13 protein-coding genes are annotated in these 15,791 nt (G+C 54.3%); 3 read left to right on the forward strand and 10 right to left on the reverse strand.

Annotated elements, in window-relative coordinates; genetic code table 11:
- Window positions 1-16: 16 nt before the first annotated feature.
- From secF to queA, 5 genes are all read right to left on the reverse strand, one after another.
- Entirely contained in the window at window positions 17-961 is a 945-nt protein-coding gene (secF, locus tag IEW52_RS00755; protein ID WP_188628156.1) for a protein translocase subunit SecF, read from the reverse strand.
- Window positions 962-970: 9 nt separating this feature from the next.
- The gene (secD, locus tag IEW52_RS00760; protein ID WP_188628157.1) at window positions 971-2,824 is read right to left on the reverse strand and encodes a protein translocase subunit SecD; all 1,854 of its coding nucleotides are present in this window, start codon (window positions 2,822-2,824) and stop codon (window positions 971-973) included.
- A 21-nt stretch (window positions 2,825-2,845) separates the two neighbouring features.
- Window positions 2,846-3,175 carry a preprotein translocase subunit YajC gene (gene yajC, locus IEW52_RS00765; RefSeq protein WP_188628158.1) on the reverse strand — a complete coding sequence of 110 codons (330 nt, stop codon included), beginning with the start codon at window positions 3,173-3,175 and terminating at the stop codon, window positions 2,846-2,848.
- Window positions 3,176-3,266: 91 nt separating this feature from the next.
- Window positions 3,267-4,412, reverse strand: a complete 1,146-nt coding sequence (tgt, locus tag IEW52_RS00770; protein WP_188628159.1) for a tRNA guanosine(34) transglycosylase Tgt — start codon at window positions 4,410-4,412, stop codon at window positions 3,267-3,269.
- Between the two features lie 168 nt (window positions 4,413-4,580).
- The gene (gene queA, locus IEW52_RS00775; RefSeq protein WP_188628160.1) at window positions 4,581-5,645 is read right to left on the reverse strand and encodes a tRNA preQ1(34) S-adenosylmethionine ribosyltransferase-isomerase QueA; all 1,065 of its coding nucleotides are present in this window, start codon (window positions 5,643-5,645) and stop codon (window positions 4,581-4,583) included.
- 214 nt (window positions 5,646-5,859) lie between these two features.
- On the opposite strand from queA, the gene IEW52_RS00780 reads away from it, so the two are divergent.
- Together IEW52_RS00780 and IEW52_RS00785 are read left to right on the forward strand one after the other, a co-directional pair.
- Window positions 5,860-6,366 (forward strand): CBS domain-containing protein, encoded by a 507-nt coding sequence (locus IEW52_RS00780; RefSeq protein WP_188628161.1) that lies wholly within the window; start codon window positions 5,860-5,862, stop codon window positions 6,364-6,366.
- On the forward strand, window positions 6,363-6,971 hold the full coding sequence (locus IEW52_RS00785; RefSeq protein ID WP_188628162.1) for an acyl carrier protein phosphodiesterase: 609 nt from the start codon (window positions 6,363-6,365) through the stop codon (window positions 6,969-6,971). Before IEW52_RS00780 ends, IEW52_RS00785 begins: the two co-directional genes overlap by 4 nt.
- Before the next feature lie 274 nt (window positions 6,972-7,245).
- Here IEW52_RS00785 and IEW52_RS00790 read toward each other — a convergent pair whose 3' ends face one another.
- The 5 genes from IEW52_RS00790 to IEW52_RS00810 all read right to left on the reverse strand — a co-directional run bounded on the left by IEW52_RS00790 (window position 7,246) and on the right by IEW52_RS00810 (window position 14,429).
- On the reverse strand, window positions 7,246-9,075 hold the full coding sequence (locus tag IEW52_RS00790; RefSeq protein WP_188628163.1) for a protein kinase domain-containing protein: 1,830 nt from the start codon (window positions 9,073-9,075) through the stop codon (window positions 7,246-7,248).
- Between the two features lie 14 nt (window positions 9,076-9,089).
- A complete protein-coding gene (locus IEW52_RS00795) occupies window positions 9,090-10,388 on the reverse strand; it encodes a 2-oxo acid dehydrogenase subunit E2 (protein WP_188628164.1) in 1,299 nt (432 codons plus the stop codon).
- An 8-nt stretch (window positions 10,389-10,396) separates the two neighbouring features.
- Window positions 10,397-11,374, reverse strand: coding sequence for an alpha-ketoacid dehydrogenase subunit beta (locus IEW52_RS00800; protein ID WP_188628165.1), 978 nt, complete (start codon window positions 11,372-11,374; stop codon window positions 10,397-10,399).
- Window positions 11,374-12,570 (reverse strand): thiamine pyrophosphate-dependent dehydrogenase E1 component subunit alpha, encoded by a 1,197-nt coding sequence (locus IEW52_RS00805; protein WP_188628166.1) that lies wholly within the window; start codon window positions 12,568-12,570, stop codon window positions 11,374-11,376. The genes IEW52_RS00800 and IEW52_RS00805 overlap by 1 nt, the downstream gene beginning before the upstream one ends.
- Window positions 12,571-12,830: 260 nt before the next feature.
- Window positions 12,831-14,429: an isocitrate lyase gene (locus IEW52_RS00810; RefSeq protein WP_188628167.1), complete on the reverse strand. Its 1,599-nt coding sequence runs from the start codon at window positions 14,427-14,429 to the stop codon at window positions 12,831-12,833.
- A gap of 765 nt (window positions 14,430-15,194) precedes the next feature.
- Here IEW52_RS00810 and ahpC point away from each other — a divergent pair.
- Window positions 15,195-15,761 carry an alkyl hydroperoxide reductase subunit C gene (gene ahpC / locus IEW52_RS00815; RefSeq protein WP_188628168.1) on the forward strand — a complete coding sequence of 189 codons (567 nt, stop codon included), beginning with the start codon at window positions 15,195-15,197 and terminating at the stop codon, window positions 15,759-15,761.
- The last annotated feature ends 30 nt before the right edge of the window (window positions 15,762-15,791 follow it).

The raw sequence follows: 15,791 nt of genomic DNA on the forward strand, positions 1-15,791 counted from the left end.
TTTAGTATAGGCATTATCAAGCCAACGGCTCTTGATCTGCCCCTTCTTTCTCTATCTGTGGCGGCAGCATGTGTTCCCGCTGTACCCCCAGCATCATGGCCCATGCGCTGGCAATATAAATTGAAGAGTAGGTACCAAAACCAATGCCCAGTAACAGCGCGGTGGCAAAACCGTGAATCAAGGCACCGCCCTTGAGGAACAGGGCAACCACCACCACCAGGGTCGTGGCCGAGGTGATCAGGGTACGACTCAGGGTGTCGGTAATGGCCTCGTTGAATACCTCGGCGGTCGTGGTATTGCGCACCCGGCGGAAGTTTTCCCGCACCCGGTCGAACACCACTATGGTGTCGTTAAGCGAGTAACCCACTACCGTCAGCAAGGCCGCCACTATGGTCAGATCCACTTCAATCTGAATCCAGGAGAATACTCCCAGTGTAATAATGACATCGTGTGCCAATGACATGACAGCACCCGACGCCAAACGCCACTCGAAACGTATGCCCACATAGATCAGGATACAAAGTAAGGCCACCAGAATGGCCAGGCCACCCTGCTCGGCCAGCTCGGCACCGATAGCCGGCCCCACAAACTCCAGCCGCTTCATTTCAACGGTGCTCTGGGTTTGCTGCATGGCGGCCAGAACCGAATCGCCCTGCTGCTGTACATCGACACCTGCTTGAGGTGCCAGGCGGATCAGCACATCGCGGCTGGTACCAAAGTTTTGTACCGTGGCGCCATTCAGACCGACCTGTTCAAGGTTGTCACGTATCTCGTCCAGCTCTACCGCTTGTTCGAATGCCACTTCCACCACGGTACCGCCGGTGAAGTCCAGGCCCCAGTTCAGCCCTTTGGTAAACAGACTGAAAAAACACAGCGCAATCAACACCAGCGAGGCTGCGGTAGCCGCTTTCGAATAGTGCATAAAGCGAATGGGCGCTCGGGTTTTGAGGATCTCAAACATGTTATTTCCTCATATCGACAGTTTACTGAGACGCTTGCCGCCCCAGAACAGGTTAACCAGCGCTCGCGTTCCCACAATGGCGGTAAACATGGAAGCCAAAATACCAATCATCAAGGTAACGGCAAAGCCCTTGATCGGACCCGTGCCCACGGCAAACAGGATGATGGCGGTAATCAGGGTGGTGATGTTGGCATCGGCAATGGTACCCAACGCCTTGTCGTACCCGATATGAATGGCCTGCTGTACCCCTCGACCATCGCGCAACTCTTCACGAATACGCTCGAAGATCAGCACGTTGGCATCCACCGACATCCCTATGGTCAGCACGATACCGGCAATACCCGGCAGCGTCATGGTGGCACCGGGTACCATGGACATGACACCTATGATGATCACCAGGTTGGCCAGCAAGGCCACGTTGGCGACCAGGCCAAACTTGCGATAATAAATCAGCATGAACACCACCACGGCCAGCATGCCGTACAGCATGGCCAGCATACCGTTTTCGATGTTCTGCTTACCCAGGCTTGGACCTATGGTGCGCTCTTCCACAATCTGGATCGGTGCAATCAAGGCGCCGGCACGCAGCAGCAACGACAGGTTCTGCGCTTCGGCCATGGAGTCGATACCGGTAATACGGAAGCTTCTACCCAGTCGAGACTGAATGGTCGCCACGTTGATCACTTCCTGCTGCTTGAGGAACTGACGCGAACCGTCTTCGTTTTTCTCTTCGCCGGTTTTATACTCGGTAAACACGGTCGCCATGGGGCGGCCCACGTTATCCTTGGTAAAATCGGCCATGCGACTGCCACCTGGCGCATCCAGGCTGATATTCACTTGAGGGCGGCTGAACTCATCCATGCTGGCGCTGGCGTCAACAATATGTTCACCGGTCAGGATCACCCGCTTGTGCAACACTACGGGGCGGCCATCACGGTCACGCAGCAATTCACTGTTGGGCGGGACTCGCCCGGCATTCGCCGCGGACACATCGGCCTTGTCATCCACCAGACGGAACTCGAGGGTCGCGGTGGCGCCCAGAATTTCCTTGGCACGGGCCGTATCCTGAATACCCGGCAACTGCACCACGATGCGCTCGGCACCCTGGCGCTGTACCAGGGGTTCGGCTACGCCAAGCTCGTTGACGCGATTACGAATAATAGTGATGTTTTGCTGCAGGGCGTATTCTTTGACTTCTTTCAGTCGTTGCTCGCTCATCACGGCAAACAGACCAAAATTATCGCCGCTGTCACGCTCGGAAAAAACCAGCCCCGGATAACGGCCACGCAAAAAACCGAGCGCCTGATCACGGGTGTCGGCATCCCGGAATACCACCTGGGTGCCATCATCTTTTGCCAGTACGCCCGAGTAGCGCAGGCGCTGCTCACGCAAGTCGGTACGAAAATCCTGAATTTGCTGTTCTTGAACGCGACTCAGGGCTTCGGCCATGTCCACTTCCATCAGAAAGTGCACGCCGCCTCGCAAGTCGAGACCCAGCTTCAGTGGGCCAGCACCAATGGCTTCCAGCCAATGCGGGGTAGCCGGTGCCAGATTCAGCGCTGTAATGTAGTTATCGCCCAGGGCTTGTGCAATGAGGTCTTTACCCTTGAGCTGATCGTCGGTATCACGAAAACGAACCAGTAATTGATTGTCTTCCAGCACGGCACTTTTTATCTCTATGCCGGCTTCAGTCAGGCGCTGCTGTGTTTTGGCCAATTCTGCGGTGGTAACTTGAGTACCGCGAGAGCCAGATACCTGCAACGCAGGGTCTTCACCAAATAAATTGGGTGCTGCATACAGAAAACTGATGGTGATCACGGCGATCACCATCAAGTATTTCCACAGCGGATATCGATTTAACACGCTGTGCTCCTCGACAGGGAATTAAAGGGACTGAATAGAACCCTTGGGAAGGACGGCAGTAATGAAGTCCTTTTTGATGGTGACCTGGCTTTGTTCGCTCAGGCTCAGCACCACGTAATCGCTGTCAGTCGCAATCTTGGCAATCTTGCCCACCAAACCACCGTTGGTCAGCACTTCGTCGCCCTTGCTCAGAGAAGACATCAGGTTCTTGTGCTCTTTAACGCGCTTGGATTGAGGGCGGAAAATCATGAAGTAGAAAATCAGGCCGAACACGGCCAGCATAATGATCATTTCCATACCACCACCAGCGGCACCGCCACCTTGAGCATAAGCATTAGAGATAAAATTCATTGGTTTTCGTTCCTCATTGATGATTAAAGCGATTAATAAACACGTGCTTAAAGAAAAGGGAGGGCGAAACGCCAACCCTTTTCTGTCGTTCTTATTGGTCGTTTTCTATTGCCTGCTGCCCTAATGGCGGAACAGGTTTGCCCATGCGGCCATAGAAATCGGCAACAAAGGCGTCTAATTTACCCTGCTCTATGGCAGTACGTAAACCTTCCATTACCCGCTGGTAGTAACGCAGGTTGTGAATGGTGTTTAAACGCGCACCCAAAATCTCGTTGCACTTGTCCAGATGATGCAGGTAAGAACGTGAATAATTCTTGCAGGTGTAGCAATCGCACTCGGCATCCAGTGGGCCGGTATCCGTTTTATGCTTGGCATTACGAATCTTGACCACGCCGTCTGTGGTAAACAAATGACCGTTACGGGCGTTACGGGTCGGCATGACGCAGTCGAACATGTCGATACCGCGACGCACGCCTTCTACCAAATCTTCCGGCTTGCCTACGCCCATCAGATAGCGGGGCTTGTCATCAGGAATTTTGGGGCAAATATGCTCCAGAACCTTGTGCATTTCGTGCTTGGGCTCGCCCACGGCCAGTCCGCCAACGGCATAGCCATCGAAGCCAACCTCGAGCAGGCCGGTCAGCGACTCGTCGCGCAAGTCGTCGTAGACGCTACCTTGAATAATGCCAAACAGGGCGTTTTTATTCTCTTGCTTGTCGAAATGATCGCGTGAACGCTTGGCCCAGCGCAGCGACATTTCCATCGACTTTTTCGCCTCTTCCCAGGTCGCGGGATACGGCGTGCACTCGTCCATGATCATGACGATGTCGGAACCCAGGTCATACTGGATTTCCATCGACACTTCCGGTGACAGAAAAATCTTGTCGCCGTTGACCGGATTACGGAAATAGACGCCTTCTTCGGTGATTTTACGAATATCACCGAGGCTGAATACCTGAAAGCCGCCGGAGTCGGTCAGTATCGGTCCCTGCCAGTTCATGAAGTCATGCAGATCGCCGTGCAGTTTCATCACTTCCTGCCCCGGGCGAACCCACAGGTGGAAAGTATTGCCCAGCAGAATATGCGCACCTGTGTCGGCCACTTCTTCCGGCGTCATGCCCTTGACGGTGCCGTAGGTACCCACCGGCATAAAGGCCGGGGTTTCTACCACGCCACGGTCAAAGATCATGCGGCCACGGCGAGCCCGGCCATCGGTTGTATCGAGTTCAAATTTCATCAGTTACCTCTTGGGTCAGAGAAACAGTCCGACCTTGTTTGATGGGATTAGGGACTGGGGATTAGGGAATCGGGATTTGTAGACCCCTCTTTGAGTAGGGGAAAGGCGTCAGCCGCTGACAGTATTGCCCGAATAAATTCGGGCCTACAGGCGTCTGTAGGCCAGTCCCTAGTCCCTATTCCCCAATCCCTGTTGTCGAGTAATAAACATGGCATCGCCATAGCTAAAGAAGCGATAGCGCTCGCTGATCGCCTGGCGGTAGGCCTCTTTAATATGCTCATAACCGGCAAAGGCACTCACCAGCATGATCAGGGTTGATTCTGGCAGGTGGAAATTGGTGATCATGGCGTCCACCAGCTGAAAGTCGTATCCGGGATAGATAAAAATATCGGTATCGCCGTAAAACGGCGCCAGCGGAGTATGGTTGGCCAGGGCCGCTCTGGCCGCACTTTCGAGCGAACGCACCGAAGTGGTGCCCACGGCAATCACTCGCCCGCCGCGTGCCTTGGTCGCCTCGATTTGAGCCACGACGTCGGCCGGCACTTCTATGTATTCGGAGTGCATTTTATGCTCAAGCACGTTATCGACCCGCACCGGCTGAAAGGTGCCAGCCCCTACGTGCAAGGTCACAAACGCCAGCTCGGCGCCTTTGGCGACCAGCGCATCCAGCAACGGTTGATCGAAATGCAGACCGGCCGTGGGCGCGGCAACGGCACCGGGCTTTTCGTTATAGACGGTTTGATAACGCTCTTTATCGGCCTCGGTATCGGGGCGGTCGATATAGGGGGGCAGTGGCATATGACCGACGGCTTCGAGGATCTCGAATACGGTTCGGTTGTCATCATGAAATTCAATTTCAAACAAGGCGTCGTGACGGGCAATCATGGTTGCCTGCACGTCTGGCTCCAGTATCAGGGCCGTGCCGGGCTTGGGGGCCTTGGAGGCGCGTACGTGTGCCAGCACGCGCTTGTCGTCCAGCACCCGCTCCACCAGCACTTCCAACTTGCCACCGGAGGCTTTATGGCCAAAGAGCCGCGCCGGAATAACCCGCGTATTATTGAAGACCAGCAAGTCACCGGGGTTGACCCGATCCAGCACCTGATGGAAGTGACCATGAATGATGTCGCCACTGTTACCGTCCAGCTGTAACAGGCGACTGGCACCGCGCTCCGGCATGGGATGGCGGGCTATCAGTTCATCGGGAAGTTCAAAGGAAAAATCGCGGACCAGCATACACAACCTCTTGTAATAACCGGCGCTAGTCTAGTGAGGCCGACCGACGGGATCAAGGCAATTCGCCACGGTGGCGGCATAATGCATATTATTAAGATATAGCGTAAGGTCGATGTTACAGACGTTTGATGTGGTGTGTGAGGAATTATGGCCGCCATCATCATGCAAGGCTCAGCTGTTAAGCTATCTTGATATAAAAAGAGAGGAATATACCATGCCAGCTATCGTCTCTGAAATCATGACTCGCGATGTCATCAGTCTACCTCCCTCCGCGACGCTTGACGAAGCACGTACCCTGATGCAGCGCCATCATATTCGCCACCTCACCGTGCTGGCCGAAGGTATTCTGGTGGGACTGGTTAGCCAACGTGATATTTTGGCCGCTCAGGAGTCGAGCCTGGATAAGGCACACAACGGTGACGCTCTGCAGCAACATCAAATATCCGAAATCATGGTGCAGGATGTCACCACCGTCAGCCCCAGGGCCGGTATTCGCGAAGCGGCGAGATATTTGCAAAAGTACAAATACGGCTGTCTGCCGGTCACCGACAAGGGCAAGCTGGTGGGCATAGTAACCGACAGCGACTTTGTCAACGTGGCCATTCATCTGCTTGAAGTGCTGGATGCCCAGCTGGCCGATCAGCCCGATGACGAGCTGGATCCCGACGACCTCGATTTGGCAGTCACTCATGACGACAGCGACGATCTTGTGGCGCGATGAATTATCTGGCACACCTGCATCTGGCACAACTCAGCCAGACCAGCCTGCCGGGTGCACTGCTGGGTGAATATGTTAGAGGCACCATAGATCCGCGATTACCCGTCAGGCTGCAAGAGGGCGTTTGGTTGCACAGGCGCATAGACAGCTTTACCGACGCTCACCCCCTGCATGCGGGGGCGGTGCGCACCTTGCCCAGCCCGTTTCGTCGCTTTGGCGGCATTATCATGGACATGATGTTCGACCATTTTCTGGCGAAGCACTGGTCCCGTTATCATGATTGGCCACTGAACGATTTTATTCGCTACGCCCACACCCAACTGCTCCCCGACGAGCACTGGCCCATTGCCATGAAAACCTTGGTCGATCGCATGCAGCACTATCAGCTGCTGGCCAGCTATCGGACTCTGGAGGGGGTCAGTCTGGCCATTGCCCGCATCGACCACCGTTTTCGCCGCCCCACTCCCTTGGTGCACTGCGCCCCGCTGTTGCAGGAACACTATGCTGACATGGAACAGGCGTTTCTGGATTTCTATCCCGACTTGATGGCCTTTGCCATCGCTGAAGTGAACAAACGCCAAGCAATCTCGCATAACGAATATACTTAGTGTGTCGAGTTTGCTGTTAAAAATTAAAAATATTTATCGCCACGGAATCCACAGAAACCACGGACGAAGAGCGAAAAGGGCTGTAACAGGTGAAGAGTAAAGGGAGGACCTTGGGTCAAAAGTCTTATCAAATCAAAACTCGCTCCTCGTGCTGGTTCGGTCCTATCTTGATTTTTCCGCGGGTTCTGTGGATTCCGTGGCAAAAAGGCTCTTCCACTTTCGGCTTTTAGGGTTTGAAATACTCGGTAACCTGCAGCTATCGGCTCACCGCTTTTTAGCTCTTTACCCATGCCTTGGGGTTGGCCGGATAAAAACAGTCGGGCTGGCGTGCGACATGCTCGAACACCCGGGTATTTTTGTGGGGTAGCTTCATGAAGCCCCCTACTCCCTGATCGGTAATCTCGGGAATAAGTGACACTATTTGCCGTAACAAGGCGGCAAAGTCTTGTTCGGCACTCGCATCCAGCAGCCGATAATAGCTGTGCAGCTTCATGTGGCGCGGCGTGACCTCGAAGATAATGCAGCCGGTGTGGTGAATATCGTTCAGCCGCGCCAGCACCGCCATGATGCTGGGCGGCAGGGTCAACTGTTCGTCCGGATCTCGGCCATCTTCAAAATAGGAATGCTGGCGACTGGCTTCGTGGCTACTGGGGATGTCGGCGAGTCGATAGGGGATTTCGGTATTCGCAAGCGGATAAAAGGGATCGAGAGATCCGCTACGACTCAGGTGAATGGTATTGCGCGCGTTGAACAAACAGGCCTTGAACAAGCCGACCTTGCCGATGGCCTGGGCCAGTTTCACCACCGTATTCACGGCCTGCACAAAGGCTGATTCCAGCGAGTCATCATATAGATTCAAGCTGGAATCGATAAAGATGCCATCGGCTTGCCAGTGCACCACCAGTCCGCCCACCACCGGATAGCGCCCCAGACGACTGACCGCCGCCACAAAGGCTTTTTCGCCATCCCCCATGCCGGTCAGATAGTTTTTATAATAACGCTCAAGCTGAGCGTCGTTAATATCATACAGGCTAGCCCGCTCGCTGTGCTCGCGCAAAAAAGAGGTACGCGACGAATAGACCACGGTGTCCATGGCATGAAGCTGCGGGCTGATCCACACCGGTAATCTGGGGCGGGTGTCAAGCAAGGGCAGCTCGGGCAGCACCAGTCGTTTCAGGCGCGCCATGGTGGGTATCAGATAATCGCCCGCCAGGCGACGGGTCTCGGCATCCGGCGACAGCAAGCCGTCCAGCAACAGCGCAAACTCTCTGGGCAGCCCCAGGCTGCTGGCGGGGATCACACCACAGCCAAAGCGACAACTCTGACCCGACGCCAGCGCATACAGGGTGGCCGCCACGCCCTGCTCGTCAAAACGGGGGCTGGACAGCGCCCCGTCTCGCTGCTCGGGGCCAATAAAATAAATGTCCCCCAGTCGGGCATTACTGTGTTGCAAATCGGCCGCCATCAGCTGCATCACATTGGTGGCAATAAACTGCCCCTTGCTGTCGGTTTGGGCAAACACCGACGAGCCCCAGTCCACCAGCTTGATATGACCGGTATCGGCATCGAATACAATATTGGACGGCTTGATGTCACCATGCACCACAGCGGCGGGCTGCCCCAGTTTTTGATGGTGGCGCAAGGCTTGCAGAATATCGGCCAACTGGGCGGCAATGTCGATCAACTGACGGGGCGGCAAAGACCCCTGACGTAAACTGTATTGCTCCAGATCCACGCCTTTGGCACGGCTCATCATCAGAATGCCCTGCTTCTTGATGCGCTGATAGGTGATATAGGCAGGCACTCTGGGGTGATCAATCTGCGCCAGCATATAGGCCTCGTCGGCCAGTCGCTCGCGAATGTGCAACGGCAGGGTAATGCGCGAAAACTTGAAGGCATATTCCTCATCCGGCTCGGCAATACCAGCAAAGGTAAAGCCGTAGGCCCCCTGTCCCACCAGCTGGATATTGCGATAGCCCAACTCTTCCAGCTTGCCGATACACAAGGCAATCCAGTCTTTGAGTTTTTTGGCATCGTTGGCATTCAGCAGATAAATGGACTGCTGTTCGGGAATATAGAAGTTATGCAGCTGATGCTTGCCCATCGTTGGCTCGCCCCTTATTTCAGATGGGCCAACATGCGCGCCGGTTGCTCAAGATACTGGCACCAGCAGCGGTTGAAATGCGCCAGAGTAGCACCATCAATCAACCGGTGATCCGCAGACCAGCACAGCATCATCAGCGCACTGGCCTGCAACTCTCCCTGCTCGTTGAAACGTGGCAGCGTCTGCCAACGCCCCAAAGCGGCAATGGCGACCTGAGGCGGGCTGACGATGGGGCTGGACACCAGCCCCCCCAGAGCGCCTATGTTGGACAGGGTAATAGTGGCCCCTTGCAGCTCGCTCGGTTTCAGCTGCCCCGCTCGCGCCGCCTGGGTCAGCCGCTCCAGCTCGAATGCTATGTCCAGCAGCGATTGTTGCTGACAATGACGCAGCACCGGCACCAGCAGGCCGGCGTCGGTATTCACCGCCACGCCAATATGATGATGTGGCTGATACGTCACTTGAGTGCCATCGGCACTGAGCTGACTGTTCAGCTTGGGAAATTCACTCAGCGCCAGCGACAAGGCCTTGATAAAAAATGGCAGCAGCGTCAGCTTGATGTCCTGTTTGGCAAACAAGGGGGCCAGCTGGTGTTTAATGCCGAGCAGCTCATCCAGGGCAAGCTCGTCGCACAGGGTAAACTGCGGCACCTGCAATGACGCCGTCATCTGTTTTGCCATGGCAGCGGCAATGCCCGTTAACGACTCGGTATGTGACTCTGGTTGCTTGGTTCGGGGTTGCTTGATTCCGGATTGCTTGCTTTGGGATTGATTCAACTGCGCCAGATAGGCGGTGATGTCTTCTTTGTAGACTCGCCCTTTCTCGCCGGAGCCCGGCACTTCGCTCAATTTCACGTCTTGCTCCCGCGCCAGACGCCGCACTGCCGGGCTGGCCACGGCTTTTTCGGTATCGATGGCCGGTCGTTCATCAGCAGGGTCGGCTTTTTCTTTGACAGCCTGGGGGGCAGAGGAGGCATGAATAGCGGTGTCGGGCTTATCCTTGTCTGAATCAGGCTCAAGCCTGGCTTCCGGTTCGGTTGAACGTGAGCAGGATGTGGACGCAGGCAGTTCTACGGAGTCGCTCAGCTCCATGGCAAACAGTGGCGCATGAACCCGGGCCATGTCTCCCTTGGCCACATACAAGTGGCTGATTACGCCATTGTGCACGGCCGGGATCTGTACCAGTGCCTTGTCGGTCATCACATCGCAAATGGCCTGATCTTCCGCGACTGTGTCGCCTTCTGCCACCAGCCACTCCACCAGCTCGCATTCCACTATTCCCTCGCCTATATCCGGCAGATAAAAGTCCTGCTTCATGAAGCCCCCTAAAAGTTGCACGCATCCACGATGGCAGTGAACACCTTGAGGTGATCGGCCATGTATTCTTTTTCCAGCGCCAATGGATATGGCGTATCCAGGCCACAGACCCGCGCAATAGGGCTTTCGAGATACAAAAAGCAGTGCTGTTGAACGGTGGCGGCAATTTCACCGGCAAACCCGCCGGTCAGCGGCGCCTCGTGACTGACCACCAGGCGGCCGGTTTTGAGTACAGAGTCAATCACGGTGGCTTGATCCCAGGGCAAGATGCTGCGCAAATCGATAAGTTCGCAGGAAACCCCCTCCTGCTCTGCCAGCGCCACCGCCTTGGCCACCACTTCCATTTGCGCGCCCCAGGCCAGCACAGTCACATCCGTGCCCGCTTGAATTATCTCGGCTTCCCCAAGCGGTAGCTCGTAATAGGCCTCGTCAACTTCACCGACGCTGGCGCGATACAAGCGCTTGGGCTCCATGAACAACACCGGATCCGGGCAGGCAATGGCCCCCAGCAAGAGCCCCTTGGCCTGAGCCGGATTGCGCGGTATTACGACTTTCAAACCCGGGGTATGGGCAAAATAGGCTTCGGGAGACTGACTGTGATAATGCCCACCGGCAATGCCGCCGCCATAGGGAGTGCGGATCACCAGGCCCCCCACATTAAATTCGTTACCGGAGCGATATCGGTACTTGGCGGTTTCATTAACAATCTGGTCGAAGGCGGGATAAATGTAATCGGCAAACTGAATTTCGGCTACCGGCTTCAAGCCCAGCGCCGCCATACCATTGGCAAACCCGATAATCCCCTGCTCGGTGAGCGGGGTATTGAAGCAGCGATTCTGGCCGTACTTTTCCTGCAGCTGACTGGTGGCGCGAAACACGCCGCCAAAATGGCCGACATCTTCACCAAGGCACACCACATTGTCATCTTGCGCCATGGCCAGATCCAACGCCTGGTTGATGGCCTGCAACATGTTCATTTCTGCCATTATTCAAACCTCCCCGCGCTGAGCGGATAGGCATCGGGATATTGACGAATATGTGACTTCAGCTGCTCCAGCTGCGCCTTGAGCGCCGCCGTGGGCTCGGCATACACATCGCCAATCAAGGTATCAATATGAGGTTTGGCGCGCTTTTCGGCGACTTTAAGGGCATCCAGCACTTCTTGTCGCAGCGCATCACAGGCAATTTGATCCGCCGCTTCATCCAGCCAGCCTTTTCGTTTCAGCCAGCATTTATAACGGGCAATGGGATCTTGCTGGCGAAAGCGCGCCTCCTCTTCACGAGAACGATAGCCACTGGGATCGTCAGAAGAAGAATGAGCCCCCAACCGATAGGCGATAGCTTCTATCAATACCGGTTTTTGCTGCTCCAGCGCCAATTTTCGTGCCAGGCGCGTGGCTTCATAGACCGCCAGCGCGTCGGCACCGTCCACTCGTATGGCCTGCATGCCATACCCCACGCCGCGACAGGCAATACCATCGCCCACAAACTGCTCATTGGCGGGGGTAGAAATGGCATAACCGTTATTACGACAGAAAAAAATCACCGGCGCCCGCAGCACGGCGGCCATGTTCAGCCCGGCATGAAAGTCCCCTTCCGAGGCGGCGCCTTCGCCAAAATAGCAGAGGCTAATATTGGGCAGGCCTCGCAGTTTTTGCCCATAGGCATAACCACTGGCCTGAGGGATTTGCGTACCCAAAGGTGATGATATGGTCATGAAATGCAAGTCGTGACTGCCGTAATGCACCGGCATTTGTCGGCCCTTGCCCAGGTCCTGATCATTGGACAGCAACTGATTCATAAACTGGGTCAGGCTGAAACCGCGATAATGCAAGGCGCCCTGCTCCCGATATTGCGCCATGATCATGTCTTTGGGGTCGAGGGCGGCGGCACTGGCTACCGTAGTGGCTTCTTCCCCAAGGCATTGCATATAAAAGCTGACTCGCCCCTGGCGCTGGGCCGCCAGCATGCGTTCATCCAGAATTCGGATAAACACCATGCTGTCGTATATTTTCAGCGCCGTGGCGCGATCCAGACTGGGAGAAGCTGCACCGGCAAACAGGGTGCCGTCTTCCTGCAAGATGCTGAGGGTGGGAATGTTCAGGGCATGAGTGTCGGTAAATTCTGCCTGATGCACGATATTGGTAGTGGTATTACTCGGGTTGTTTGTCGCATTGTTCATGGCGTCACTCCCATCGCCGACGGGGCGAGTCAGGAAACGGGGGCCAAGCTTGTCTGTTGATGGCCGCTGCTCTGCCGCCAATTATAACACCTGATGAATAAACCGACGGAAATGCGCCACTCGGGCCATTCCAACTTTACTCTTCACGCTTCATCCTTTACCTAAGTTAACTTAAAGAATCAGCATAAAAAAGGCAGCCCCAGGGCTGCCTAAAAAGGGATAATCACCGATGATGTGTTCATCATCTTGTTATTTTCACATCACACGTTCTCAAACTGTCCCATGGTGTTGTCTTTACCACCGGCTTTCAGTGCCGCCTCACCGGCAAAGAATTCTTTATGGTCGTCACCAATGTTGGAACCGGCCATATCCTGGTGCTTGACGGTGGCAATGCCTTCGCGAATTTCTTTACGCTGTACCCCGGCCACGTAAGCCAGCATGCCTTCATCACCAAAGTATCCCTTGGCCAGGTTGTCGGTCGACAGAGCCGCGGTATGATAGGTGGGCAGCGTGATCAGGTGGTGGAAAATACCCGCTTCACGGGCCGAGTCGCGCTGGAAATTGGCCGTCCATTCATCGGCCAGCTTACCCAGCTCTGACTGGTCATAATCGGCGCTCATCAGCTTGTCGCGATCATAGCCGGCCAGGTTTTTACCTTCGGCGGCCCAGGCATCGTATACCTGCTGGCGGAAGTTGAGGGTCCAGTTGAACGAGGGGCTGTTGTTGTACACCAGCTTGGCATTGGGCACCACTTCGCGAATACGATTCACCATGCCGGCAATTTGCCCCACATGAGGCTTTTCGGTTTCAATCCACAACAAATCCGCACCGTGTTGCAAACTGGCAATACAATCCATTACCACACGATCTTCGCCGGAGCCTTCTTTAAACTGGAACAGACCAGAGGCAAGGCGCTTTGGCTTGACCAGTTTGCCATTCTGCTTGATAACCACGTCACCGTTATTGATGTCGTCGGCACTGTCGATAATGTCGCCATCAATAAAGCTGTTGTACTGATCACCCAGGTCGCCCGGCTCATTGGTCACGGCAATTTGCTTGGTAAGACCGGCCCCCAGAGAGTCGGTACGCGCCACTATCACGCCGTCGTCAACGCCCAGTTCTAAAAAGGCCAACCGCACCGCGTTGATTTTCGATAAAAACTCGGCGTGGGGCACAGTTACCTTGCCGTCCTGATGACCACACTGTTTTTCGTCGGATACCTGATTTTCCAGCTGAATACAGCAGGCACCGGCCTCAATCATTTTCTTCGCCAGCAAATAGGTCGCTTCCGCATTACCAAAACCCGCGTCTATGTCGGCTACTATCGGCACTATATGGGTTTCGTGCTGATCAATTTTTTGCGTTATCTCTTGTGCCTTGGCCTGGTCTCCGGCTTTTTCTGCAGCTTCGAGATCACGGAACAGATGATTAAGCTCCCAGGAGTCGGCCTGGCGCAAGAAGGTGTATAGTTCTTCAATCAGGCCCGACACTGCGGTTTTTTCGTGCATGGACTGATCGGGCAAGGGCCCGAACTCGGAGCGAAGCGCGGCCACCATCCAGCCGGAAAGATACAAATAACGACGCTTGGTGCTGTTGAAGTGCTTCTTGATGGAAATCATTTTCTGTTGGCCGATAAAACCATGCCAGCAACCGAGTGACTGAGTATATTGCGAGCTGTCACGGTCGTAGTTGGCCATGTCTTCACGCATGATTTTTGCCGTGTATTTTGCAATATCCAGCCCGGTCTTGAACTTGTTCTGGGCGCGCATACGGGCGACGTATTCCGGTTTAATGGCGTTCCAGCTCGGGTTTTGCTTGATCAAGGTGTTCAATGCATCAATTTCGCTTGCGTATGGCATGGTATCCGTCCTGTTCTATGCTGTCGGGTTGAGGCCCTTCATTGGGCCCTTTATCTCCCTGTCACAACGATAACCCTGAGTCTGGTTCGCCGCTGTGCGCAGTGGTCCTTTTTTTGCTCCGCAACCATGTCTGTTTTTTATTGAGCCAACCATCTGGTATCTGGCCTTTATCAGGTGACGTTTCCGTTTATTCTGCGTTGCGTTACGACTATCAATCTGCGTAATAAACGATAGAAGATCAAGTTACATTTTCACAAAATCACAACATAGGTCACATAACAATCAATATCCAGAACGAAAGCATAATGCCTGCAACCCTTATAAAACCTGAATAAAACCGATATTCATTCATATCGACACACCAGCAATGTAAAAATAATTCGTAATTAAGTTACGTAAAATCACATTAGGTTGGAGTTGAATCCATGGTGGCACTTTAAGCTCTCCTACCCCACGCAACCGTCTCAACTACCGCTACCATGCAGATCCTGAAAAATACCCCACCTTGAAAAACATTATTTTGCGATCGCAAAATAATGCATAAAACACTGCTTGAAAAACCGAGAGAGACGAAGATTGTTGTTGCTTTATCACTTTCCGACAATGTCAGCCAAACAGGTCCGTCGCCGACCGCACAGCCAAAATCAATCGATAGTTTTAAACTATCAGTTTAATAGAAATCAACAGATTAACTTAACCGATGGCAACCCCTAGTATGAGCATCGTTCACAGCACGACACTCATATCAAATATCAAGGAGCTAACATGACTGTTGCTATCAATACCGAAATCAAACCTTTCACCGCTCAGGCCTTTCATCAGGGTAACTTTGTTGAAGTGACCGAAGCCGACCTTAAAGGCAAATGGTCGGTGGTGTTTTTCTACCCGGCCGACTTTACCTTTGTTTGCCCCACCGAGCTGGGCGATATAGCGGATCATTATGCCGAGCTGCAAAAAATGGGCGTAGAAGTGTTCTCTGTGTCTACCGACACCCACTTTACCCACAAGGCATGGCACGACAGTTCAGACACCATAGGTAAAATTCAGTACTACATGGTGGGTGACCAGACCGGCACCATTACCAATAACTTTGGCGTGATGCGTGAAGGTCAGGGCCTGGCCGACCGCGCTACCTTTATCATCGACCCACAGGGCATCATCCAGGCAGTAGAAGTCACGGCCGAGGGTATTGGCCGTAATGCAGCCGACCTGCTGCGCAAGTTGAAGGCGGCCCAGTACGTTGCCGCTCATCCGGGTGAAGTGTGCCCGGCCAAGTGGCAGGAAGGTGAAGCGACACTGGCACCATCATTGGACCTGGTCGGCAAAATCTAACCCGCCCACCAACACCCTAGCGCTTGCCCG

The sequence above is a fragment of the Oceanisphaera marina genome (assembly GCF_014643915.1).
In the GTDB taxonomy this organism is placed as follows: domain Bacteria; phylum Pseudomonadota; class Gammaproteobacteria; order Enterobacterales; family Aeromonadaceae; genus Oceanimonas; species Oceanimonas marina.

Excerpts from the sequence above, each read along its gene's own strand:
- secF (WP_188628156.1), bottom strand. The coding sequence starts at position 961 with ATGTTTGAGATCCTCAAAACCCGAGCGCCCATTCGCTTTATGCACTAT.
- yajC (WP_188628158.1), bottom strand. The coding sequence starts at position 3,175 with ATGAATTTTATCTCTAATGCTTATGCTCAAGGTGGCGGTGCCGCTGGT.
- tgt (WP_188628159.1), bottom strand. The coding sequence starts at position 4,412 with ATGAAATTTGAACTCGATACAACCGATGGCCGGGCTCGCCGTGGCCGC.
- queA (WP_188628160.1), bottom strand. The coding sequence starts at position 5,645 with ATGCTGGTCCGCGATTTTTCCTTTGAACTTCCCGATGAACTGATAGCC.
- IEW52_RS00780 (WP_188628161.1), top strand. The coding sequence starts at position 5,860 with ATGCCAGCTATCGTCTCTGAAATCATGACTCGCGATGTCATCAGTCTA.
- IEW52_RS00785 (WP_188628162.1), top strand. The coding sequence starts at position 6,363 with ATGAATTATCTGGCACACCTGCATCTGGCACAACTCAGCCAGACCAGC.
- IEW52_RS00790 (WP_188628163.1), bottom strand. The coding sequence starts at position 9,075 with ATGGGCAAGCATCAGCTGCATAACTTCTATATTCCCGAACAGCAGTCC.
- IEW52_RS00795 (WP_188628164.1), bottom strand. The coding sequence starts at position 10,388 with ATGAAGCAGGACTTTTATCTGCCGGATATAGGCGAGGGAATAGTGGAA.
- IEW52_RS00800 (WP_188628165.1), bottom strand. The coding sequence starts at position 11,374 with ATGGCAGAAATGAACATGTTGCAGGCCATCAACCAGGCGTTGGATCTG.
- IEW52_RS00805 (WP_188628166.1), bottom strand. The coding sequence starts at position 12,570 with ATGAACAATGCGACAAACAACCCGAGTAATACCACTACCAATATCGTG.
- IEW52_RS00810 (WP_188628167.1), bottom strand. The coding sequence starts at position 14,429 with ATGCCATACGCAAGCGAAATTGATGCATTGAACACCTTGATCAAGCAA.
- ahpC (WP_188628168.1), top strand. The coding sequence starts at position 15,195 with ATGACTGTTGCTATCAATACCGAAATCAAACCTTTCACCGCTCAGGCC.